Genomic DNA, 9,307 nt, shown 5'->3' with positions numbered 1-9,307 from the left:
AAAAAAAGCCCCACAATCATTAGACACTTTGTCTAACAATTGTAGGGCACTTCACATTGATGCGCCGCTGTTTTTTATTGTCATGCCGGCCCTTGACTGGGTACAATTGCCCCAAAGGAGGTGCGCCCATGACTTTTCTCAGCACATTCACCCTGCCCGATGAGGACGCGGAGTGGGACTTTTTCATCAAGCAAAAATCGCGGGCGTACTCGACCTACTACCCGTTTCAGATTTTCCCGCAAAAACAGGTGCCGACCCTGACGTTTGAGCCGATCACGATCTTCTACGGCGATAACGGCTCGGGCAAATCGACCCTGCTGAACGTGATCGCCGAAAAACTGGGCCTGGCGCGGGGCACGCTTTACAACCGCTCCAGTTTCGAGGCCGATTACTTGACGTTGTGCAATTTTGAACTCGCCGCCCCTATCCCGGATGGGTCGGCAATTATCTCCTCCGACGAGGTGTTCGACGCCATGTTGAACACCCGCGCGCTGAACCAGCAGATCGACCGGCGCCGCGACGACATGTTCGACGACTACCTGGACAACAAGTTCGCCAGTTTTCACTACCATGACCTCAGCGACTATGACGAATTAAAAAAGATCCTGGAAACCCGCAGCAAGACCCAATCCCGTTACGTACGCGACAATCTGGCCAAAAACGCCCGCGAATTTTCCAACGGCGAAAGCGCGCTGCAGTTTTTCCAGGACAAGCTGCAGGACCAGCGGCTCTACCTGCTGGACGAACCGGAGAACTCGCTGTCGCCGGCCAACCAGCAGAAACTGGCCGCCTACCTGACGGACCGCGCCCGCTTTTTCGGCAATCAGTTCGTGATCGCGACCCACTCGCCGTTCCTGCTGGCGCTGCCGCACACCAAGATCTACGACCTGGACAAGGTGCCGGTCGCCTCGGCGCGCTGGCAGGAGCTGCCGGAGGTGCAGACCTACGCGCAATTCTTCACCGCCCACGCCGCCGAATTTAAAAAGGAGTCGCCTCATGACTGACATTACCGACTACATTGACCATGCCGCCCCGGCGGCCCAGCCGCAGCTGCGAGCCATGTACCAGCTGCTTAAAAAACTGCTGCCAACCGCCCAGGAGAAAATCAGTTACGCCAAGCCCACCTTTTACGAGGCCGGCCGAGACCTGGTATACTTCGGCGCCAATGCCCACGACATCGCACTGTACCCGACCAGCGGGCCGCTGACGGCCATCAATCCAGCCAAAATTGCGGCGTATCCACACTCCAAGGGCGCGATCCGGTTCGCCTTCGATCAGCCGCTGCCTAAAGAATTAATCACCGAACTGGTAACTTTGCGCCTGAACGGGGCCGCCCCCGCCGCGCCAAAACGCCGGCCACCTGCGCCTGTCCCTGAAGCAATCGCCCAAGCACTGGCGCAAGCCGGTCTTAGCAATGCGTTCGCCGCCCGGCCGCCTTACCAACGCACCGACTACCTCAACTGGATCGCTCAAGCCAAGCGCCCCGCGACTCGCGCCAAACGCCAGGCCCAGATGCTGGCCGAACTCAAGGCCGGCAACGTCTACATGAAAATGGCCTGGCATCCCCGCAAGCCGCGGGAATGACCACAGGCTGAGACATAATTTCCCTAGTCGCGTTCCACAAAGCAACGCCCAGACACGCAAACGCCCCTGCATCGCGATTCGAAGTGCGAATCGTGATGCAGGGACGCCTGCGTTTTGGGCTAAAACCGCTTTGTGTCTCAGCCTCTTATAATGCCAGCAGGCGCTGCCGCAGCGCCTGATTCACAGCGTAGAGGCCCAGCCCCATGCGCCCGCGCTTGAGCAGAATGTTGATCACATCAAAAATAATCGCCGTGCGGTCGGCCGCAGAATCTGTCCCATCGGGCCGCCGCCGAAACGCCGTTTGGTCCTCGAAGCGGGCCGGGTCGATCGTGATCCGGTCCGTTTTGGCGTCGTAGTCCACGCTGGGGCCCAGGATCACGCCGGCGTAATTGAGGTCAAAGCCCTGAATCGTGTAAATCGAGCCGACCTCATTAAGCGTTTGCGGCTGGCTGGCCCAGGGGCGGTCGGTGAAGTTGACCCGGTCCCACGGCAGCCGCAGCTTACCGGCCTGCACGTACCAAGGCTCCTTCGTGTACACGCGAAACGGAAAATCCGCCGTTGCCAGCACCCGTGCCAGGCCGTGCTGACGATCCATCTGTTTGATCCAGTCGTACAAGGGCACCCCGTCCTCAAACACGCGCAGCTGGTAGTTGACCGGATGCGGCAGCGGCAGCAGCTGCCCGGAGGCAAACGCATCGACCCACGCCGCGGCGGCCGGGGACTGCATGCGCAACTGCCCCGTCATCGTGGCGCGTTCGACAACATGGCCGGCCAACGTGTGTTTGATCATCGCCGAGGTCCACAAGCTTTTCAACTTGGTGACCTGGTGCAAGTCCAAGACCAGCACGACCACGTGGGCCAGCTTTAAAATCTCGGTGAGCTGGTTGTTTTGTCGGAACCGATTGAACGGATCAGGCTGGCTGAGCAGCAGCTGGGCCTCGTCGATGAACACAATGTCCGCCTTGCGCCTGGCGTTGATAAACGGCGTCGGTTTTTGAAAATCAGCCTTGCGCAGCCACTGGGCCTGACTGGCCACCTCCCAGTAGATTTTCAGCATTTCATTGTGGTTGACCAGCAAGCGGTTGGTGGTGCCGGCAAGCGCGCCTCCAGTGCTTCGGGCCTGCTTTTGCACGGCACTGAACACCGCGCTGAGCAGCGCGCTTTTGCCCGTGCCGGCGTCGCCTTCCAGGGCAAACACGGCTGCCTTGCCATCGCGTCGGTGCGCGGTGATGAACGCCAGCACCTGGCGCTGGATTTGCCGCTGACTGGCGGTCAATTGTGCCGCTTCCGGCAACATGAACGTTGAATCTGCAAGGGTCAAACTAGTCCTTCTTTCCCGTCATGGCGGCCAGTGCCGCCGGCGTGTACCGGTAAGGCACATGCGCGGCGGCCGGCACGTCCTGCCACGCCACCGGGTACCCGGCGCCGTGCGCGCAAAATACCGAGCCCGGCAGGTTGGCGGTGTCGCCGATTTCCGTGTAGCCAATCGTTTTGATGACTTCTTCGGCGTTGTGACACGGCCGGTAGCCCGAAACCAGCAGCTCCAGCTGGCCCTGGCCATGGGTGTAAGTGCTGACGGTTTGCCCGTAGTCCTGCATCTCAGCCACTGGGGCAAAGCCAGTCAGCGTCACGCTGCCGTTGCGGTCCGGGACCGTCGGCGGATCCACCGTGCCGGCCATGCGGTCGACGTCAGCCATGGCGCGGCCCACCTGGTCTTGAGCGACCACCAGTCGGAAGCTGTACCACGGCTCGAGCAGCAGGTCGCCACCAGTTTGCTTCAGTTCCATCAGCCCTTGGCGCACGGCGCGCCAGGTGGCCTCGCGAAAATCGCCGCCGACAGTGTGAACATTGCTGCCACGGCCAGCGACCAGCGTGATTTTCACGTCGGTCAAAGGTGAGCCGGTGAGCACGCCAATGTGCTGCTTGGCCTGCAGATTCGCCAGGACCAAGTGCTGCCAATTTCTGCTTAACGCCTCGACTGGCAGGTCGCTGGCGTAGGTCATGCCGCTGCCGCGTGGTGCCGGCTGCAGTAGCAAGTGCACCTCGGCGTAGTGGCGCAGCGGCTCAAAGTGCCCGACGCCTTCGACGGCCTGGGTGATCGTCTCCTGGTACAAAATGCTGCCAGTGCCAAACGCGACGTGCAGGTCAAAGCGCTGAGCGAGCAGCTGCGTCAAGATCTCCAGCTGCACCTTGCCCATGATCGACACGCGCAGCTCCTGCAGCCGCTCCGACCAGCTCACCTTGAGCGCCGGATCCTCGTCCTCGAGCCGGCGCAGCGCCGTCAGGCAGGCGCGCGGATCTTCGCCTTGTGGGTCCAGCTTGTAGGTCATGACCGGCTGCATCACCGCCCGCTTGGCGTCCGGCTCCGCCCCGATGCCAAGGCCGGGGTGCGTGTCCTTGAGCCCTGGAATCGCGCAGACTTGGCCAGCGCTCACTTCCTGGGCCACAGTGAATTTTTCCCCGTTGTACAGCCGCAGCTGGTTGGCCTTTTGACCGCCGAGCAGCACCTGCTTGGGTTTCAGACTGCCGCCGGTGACGCGCATCCAGGTCAGGCGCTCGTCCTTGTCATCGTAGGAAATCTTGAACACGCGCGCGCCGAATTTCGGGGTCGGCTGCAGCGGCTGAGTCCACCGCTCAAGCCCGGCAAGCAGGTCATCAATGCCCTGCAGTTTCAGCCCGGAGCCAAAGTACACCGGCGTGACCTTGCGCGCGGCAATCAGCTTCTGAATCGTGACGGCCGCCAGCTGCCCCGTGGTCGAAAACTCGTCCAGCGTCGCGTCGTCCTGCAGGGCGATGGCCTCAAGCTTTTCCTCGTTCAGGTCGGCAAACGCGATGCACCCGTCGCCGAACGCCCCTTGCAGCTGGTCCAGCACCTGGGCCTGGTCCGCGCCGGGCACGTCCATTTTGTTTACAAAAATAAACGCCGGCACCTGGTAGCGCGCCAAAAGCCGCCACAAGGTCCGCGTGTAGCCGGGAATGCCGTCGGTCGCGGAAACCACCAGCACCGCGTAATCGAGCACAGACAGCACCTGCTCAGTGGCACTGGCAAAATCCACGTGGCCCGGGGTGTCCAGCAGCGTTAGCTCCAGGTCCTGGTAGCGAAGGACCGCCTCGTGCGAAAAAAATGGTGATCCCACGTGCTTTTTCCAGCGCGTCGGAGTCCAAAAAGGCGTCCCCGTTGTCGACACGGCCGAGTTGGCGCAGCGCGCCGGTTTTGTATAGAAGCGCTTCTGACAGCGTCGTTTTCCCGGCATCCACATGGGCGATGATGCCGGCAGTAATTTTTTTCATTAGGCTGCCTCCGAATTGAACTGCGTATTTTTATTTTAGCGCACGGAAAGGCGATCCGCTGATGCTCAGACGAGATTACGTGCTGGAACTCTACGCTCTGCCGCTGCCTGCCGGCGCCACGCCTGAGCCGATTGACCTGACAGGCGTTTTTAGCGGTTGACCTGGGTTTTCAGCCACTGGCGCAGTGTCTGCGCAACGGCGCGCTGCTGCGCCTGATTCGTCACCGGGCTCTTGCCGTCACCGTGCTGCACGCCGTAGCTGCCAAACCCCGCGTGATTGCCGGCCAGCTCCACGTACCGCGTGGCTTGGGGTAAATTGGCTTTGGCCTTGCGGTACGCCGACCAATTCAGCACACCATCGTGACTGGCAGTGACCGAAAGCACCGGCAGGCCCCGCTTAGCAAGCCGACCCTTTTCATCCGCGTAGCTGGCCAGGAAAAACACGCCGGCGAGGCGGCTGCTGGCATGCGTCTTGGCGTAGCGCGCCGCCATGACCCCGCCCAGCGAGTGCCCGCCGATGACGACCGGGCCACCGGTTGCTTTCAGCACCCGGTCGGCCTTGTTTCCGCTGAGCACCGCCAGGTTCAGCGGAAAGCGCACGATGTACACCGACGTCCCCGATGCCGCTAGGTTCTTGGCCCAAATGCTGTAGCTGGCCGGCGCGACCAAGGCGCCGGGATAGAAAATGACGCTGGCACCCTGAGGCTGTTTGGCCTTGAACGCCAGCCCGTAGTCCGTCCTGACGGCACTTTGACTCGCGCGCTGGGCCGCCGGGCTCGGCTGGTACATGTTCGCCTCAAGAACGCCCCAGCCGACGCCAAGCAGCGCGACAAACCCAATCAGAATGCCCAGCCAAATTTTTGCCCGTCGTTTCACGTGAAACAGCCTCCCCCTACTAACGCTTGCTGCGGTTCATTATACGCTTTGCGGCGCACAGCCAAAAAAGTCCGGCCCAACGCTTGCATTTTGAATCACCAGCAGGTACGATACCATTAAACTTACAAAAAGTAAGCACACGGAGGCGTAAAAATGACTGAGACAAAGTATGAATTCGGACTCGACACGTTCGGCGACCTGGCCTTTCAGGATGACGGCACCCCACTCAACGGCGACGAAACGCTGCGCCAGGTGATCAAAGAGGCTAAGCTGGCCGACGACCTAGGTATCTACCGCATTGCGCTGGGCGAGCACCACCGCCCGGAGTTCGCCATTTCCAGTCCCGAGGTCGTCCTTGGCGCCATGGCCGCAGTGACCAAAAACATCAAACTGGGCACGGCGGTGACTGTACTGTCCTCTGACGACCCGGTGCGCGTCTTTGAACGCTTTTCCACGCTGCACGGACTTAGCCACGGCCGCGAGGAGATCATGCTGGGCCGCGGCTCGTTCACGGAGTCCTTTCCGCTGTTCGGCTTCAATTTGGAAGACTACAACGGCCTGTTCGAGGAAAAAATCGCGATGTGGCAAAAGCTGCTGGAAGGCAAGCCGATGAACTGGACCGGTAAGTACACCCAAAAGCTGACCGACACCACGGTTTACCCGAAGCTCCCGAGCGGTGAGACCATTTCGACCTCGCTGGCCGTTGGCGGCTCACCGGAGTCGATCATTCGCGCCGTGGCGTACGACATTCCGGTCGTCATCGCCATTATCGGCGGCGAGCCGGTTCGCTTCCGCCCTTACGTGGACCTGTACAAAAAGGCCGCCGCGCAGTTCAAAAAGCCTGAACGCCCGCTTGGCATGCACGCCCATGGCATCATCCTCGACGATGAGGCAGAAGCGGTGGAAGTCGGCTTCAAGTACATCAAGGCGGAAATGGACCGCATCGGCATTGACCGCGGCTGGGCACCGATGACTCGCGACCGCTTCGAGTTTGAGATCGACAAGGGCTCCTATTACGTCGGGACGCCGGAGCACGTTGCACAAAAAATTGCCCGCAACATGAAGGCGCTGAACATGAAGCGCTTCGACCTGGTCTACGGCACCGGCGGCCAGCTGCTCAGCCAGCGCGAGGCCACCATTCGCAACTTTGGCGAGCGGGTCATCCCCCGCGTCAAGGAACTGCTGGGAGGCGAGTAACATGGCGAAACCCATCATTGGCATTCTTGGTGCCGGCAAGCTCGGCTCCACGCTGGCGCGCATCGGCACTAGTCGGGACCTGCCCATCATGATTGGGAGCACCCATGCGGTGTCCGACCTCAAATGGGTCATCGACACGCTGGCGCCTGGCGCAATCAGCGCCACCTCAGCGGATGTGGTGAAAAAAGCCGATGTCATCATATTGGCCATCCCGCTGAGCCACTACCAGGACCTGAACCCGGCGGATTTTGCCGGTAAGGTCGTCCTCGACGCCACCAACTACTGGAAGGAAGTCGACGGGACGCATAACACCATTTCCGACTTCACCCACTCCAGCTCCGAAGTGGTCCAGGACTGGCTGAGCACCGCCAAGGTCGCCAAGGCCTTCAACCATATGGGTTACCACGACTTGGAGATTGAAGTCGACCGGCATCCAGACGTGCCCCGCGCAATGGCCTTTGCCACCGACCACGACGACATTCGCCCACTGGTCAAACAGGTGCTGACGGCGTTCGGCTTTGACCCCTTCGACCTCGGCCCCTTAAGATTCGGCCTGCTACTGGAACCCGGCAGTCCACTATTTGGCGAGGCCATTCCGCGGGACCAGTTCACCGCGAAACTCAAAACCATCTACACCAGTCCGTTCGGCAAGGAGATCATCGCCAAGCGCGGCGGCCAAATCAGTTAAACCCGTCGCCCCCGCCGGTATTCGGTGGGGGCTTTCCCGTCCCTGCAGCAGCACGTGAACCTCAGGACCAAACAGTCACCAGACTTCACTAGATGAGTGAGGCCCGGTGACTGTTTGAGTTTCGGCAAGGCTTTTATTCAGTTGGCCAAAGTGGCTGGTCACTTGACGATGGCCCGGGCGATGCGCCGATTAGCGATCAGCATCACAATTCCCCACCAGACCGCGATGGCCCCGATGACCAAAAAGTAGACCACCTCGTGCCCCGGCGTGTAAAAGTTGGCGGCAATCGCCGACAGTCCGGAGCCGGCCGCCTGCGACAGCGTAAACACCGTCATCATTTGCGTCACATACGCGGCGGGCGCGACCTCACTGGCCAGTGCCGTGCCGATCGGCGAAGTCAGCGTCTCGCCCGCAATGATCAGGACGTAGAACATCACGATCCACAGCGGCGACACTTTCACATTCGCTGGGAAAAGGCGCAGCGGCAGGATCATGAACAGGGGTCCAGCCCCCCAAAACAGCATGCCAATACCAAATTTGAGGCTGGCATTGGGCTGCCGGCGGCCGAGGCGAGTCCACAACCCGCTGATCACGCTGCCGAACAGCACCGCCAGCACCGCGGGAATGGTTTGGAAGCTCGCAGCCGACAGGTGCCACCCCCACACGTTCAGGTTGACCTGATCCAGCGTGTACAGCGAAAGGATCCCCGTGGCCTGGCCGTATACCAGCATGGTGATGCTGTTGCCAATTAGAAACAGGCTGTAGGTTTTCACGTGCCGCGCCTCTTGCTTAGTGACCTTGGGGCTGCGGACAATCGCCACCATGTACCAAACGGGCAGCACGATGCCCAGAATCCCCACGGCACTGCTGAAGCGGCCCGCGGTCAGCCAACCGGCCCAAAGCGCCCCACCGATGACCGCAGCCACAATGACTGCGCCGCCAAGGACACGCAAGGCCAACCGCCGGCGCTCAGTCGGCAGCAGCGGATCTGGAACCGTCACCCCCAAGTCGCCCAAGTAGCGGCGATTTAACACAACGTACGGCGCCGTCGTTAACGCCAAGACAAACACTGCCACCAAAAAGCCGGCGTTGTACCCAAAGCGCACCGCCACCGCGCCGGTCACGATGGGCCCGGCCGCCCCGATGTTGGAAATGATGTAAAGCAGCGTGAAGGCGGTATTGCGCATCGTCCCTCGCTGCCGGTAGATCAGGCCGACCAGGGCGTTCAGGCTCTGCCCGGTCACGCCAGAGGCGACGACTTGTAGGACCAAGCTGGCAAAAAACAGCAACCGACCGCCGTGCGGAACGGCCAGCAGCGCGATCGCGAAAATTTTCAGCAGTGTGCCGTACAGGTAGGGCTTGCGCAAGCCCACCAGCCGGTCGGCCGCGTAACTGCCGGCGATCCCCGCCACGTACCCCAGTGATGAGAACACCGCCATGATCTGCGTGGCGGTGATGCGGTCCAACCCCAAGCCGCCGAGATGCAGCGGCTCGTAAAGGTAAAGAATCATGATCGCACTCACGGCGTAAGTCGCAAAGCCTGTGCCTAATGACCCCAGCGCCATCAGCTTGAACGCCGGTGGCTGCTGAGAAATGACCCCGTTTTGTTTTGCCACGATCCGCCCCTCTTTATGCCCAGTTACGTTCCAATATAGCACAAGCCAAGACGCCG

General features: G+C 60.9%; 7 protein-coding genes and 1 pseudogene. 4 read left to right on the top strand and 4 right to left on the bottom strand.

All coding sequences use genetic code 11. From position 1 onward, the window contains the following. Window positions 1-128 precede the first annotated feature (128 nt). Window positions 129-1,004 (top strand): AAA family ATPase, encoded by an 876-nt coding sequence (locus tag FC75_RS04635; RefSeq protein ID WP_054665868.1) that lies wholly within the window; start codon window positions 129-131, stop codon window positions 1,002-1,004. Then, window positions 997-1,584: a YdeI/OmpD-associated family protein gene (locus FC75_RS12405; RefSeq protein ID WP_202813281.1), complete on the top strand. Its 588-nt coding sequence runs from the start codon at window positions 997-999 to the stop codon at window positions 1,582-1,584. Before FC75_RS04635 ends, FC75_RS12405 begins: the two co-directional genes overlap by 8 nt. Window positions 1,585-1,729: 145 nt before the next feature. Here the strand turns inward: FC75_RS12405 and FC75_RS04625 are convergent, their stop codons facing one another. The 3 genes and pseudogenes from FC75_RS04625 to FC75_RS04615 form a co-directional block, all read right to left on the bottom strand. Next, on the bottom strand, window positions 1,730-2,881 hold the full coding sequence (locus FC75_RS04625) for a DUF2075 domain-containing protein (protein ID WP_054665871.1): 1,152 nt from the start codon (window positions 2,879-2,881) through the stop codon (window positions 1,730-1,732). Between the two features lie 25 nt (window positions 2,882-2,906). Beyond that, window positions 2,907-4,875: pseudogene (locus FC75_RS04620) on the bottom strand (GTP-binding protein). Window positions 4,876-5,024: 149 nt separating this feature from the next. Further along, window positions 5,025-5,750: an alpha/beta hydrolase gene (locus FC75_RS04615; RefSeq protein WP_056989263.1), complete on the bottom strand. Its 726-nt coding sequence runs from the start codon at window positions 5,748-5,750 to the stop codon at window positions 5,025-5,027. Window positions 5,751-5,903: 153 nt separating this feature from the next. Here FC75_RS04615 and FC75_RS04610 point away from each other — a divergent pair, with 153 nt between their 5' ends. Continuing rightward, the gene (locus FC75_RS04610; protein ID WP_056989262.1) at window positions 5,904-6,947 is read left to right on the top strand and encodes an LLM class flavin-dependent oxidoreductase; all 1,044 of its coding nucleotides are present in this window, start codon (window positions 5,904-5,906) and stop codon (window positions 6,945-6,947) included. Window position 6,948: 1 nt separating this feature from the next. Continuing rightward, a complete protein-coding gene (locus FC75_RS04605) occupies window positions 6,949-7,635 on the top strand; it encodes an NADPH-dependent F420 reductase (RefSeq protein WP_056989261.1) in 687 nt (228 codons plus the stop codon). 158 nt (window positions 7,636-7,793) lie between these two features. On the opposite strand, the gene FC75_RS04600 is transcribed toward FC75_RS04605, so the two are convergent. Then, window positions 7,794-9,251 (bottom strand): peptide MFS transporter, encoded by a 1,458-nt coding sequence (locus FC75_RS04600; protein ID WP_056989260.1) that lies wholly within the window; start codon window positions 9,249-9,251, stop codon window positions 7,794-7,796. Window positions 9,252-9,307 lie beyond the last annotated feature (56 nt).

This window comes from Lacticaseibacillus camelliae DSM 22697 = JCM 13995, from assembly GCF_001436615.1.
In the GTDB taxonomy this organism is placed as follows: Bacteria; Bacillota; Bacilli; order Lactobacillales; family Lactobacillaceae; genus Lacticaseibacillus; species Lacticaseibacillus camelliae.
The sequence above is the reverse complement of the archived record's forward strand: the minus strand, read 5'-3'. Positions and strand labels throughout refer to the sequence as shown.